Annotated in this window: 1 pseudogene; it reads right to left on the bottom strand. The window is 45.3% G+C overall.

From position 1 onward, the window contains the following. Window positions 1–43 precede the first annotated feature (43 nt). Window positions 44–371, bottom strand: a pseudogene (locus tag CWC03_RS23285) (hypothetical protein); the annotation flags it as partial.

Below are 371 nucleotides of genomic sequence, written 5' to 3'. Positions count from 1 at the left end.
CCAGAGACGGACTGAGCTCCGATAGTATCTTTTGCCATACCTGCTAATCATTCTCTCGCAGCGCTAGCTCTACTGAGAAAAACACCAGTAATTGATAGACCCGCTGCCCCCGGTATAGGTTATGAGGCGCAATGCTAAATCGAGAGATGTGCTGCGTATGCGGCCATGGTTCATCCACATACTGAAGCGCCAGTGTTTTAGCATGTGCACCATGCAACACCTGCTCTGGATACACCGTATTCATAGCTTGATTGGCAAAATACACATGATGATGCGCATCAAGGACCTCAAGTGGCAGGGTGAGTTCGCTAATAAAATAAAATACAAAAGCTACAAACAAACCATCAACTTCACTGATAAGATATATACGT

The sequence above is a fragment of the Pseudoalteromonas sp. S2755 genome, assembly GCF_005886535.1.
GTDB lineage: Bacteria > Pseudomonadota > Gammaproteobacteria > Enterobacterales > Alteromonadaceae > Pseudoalteromonas.
Note: the sequence above shows the minus strand (reverse complement) of the source record. Positions and strands in the feature narration are given on the sequence as shown.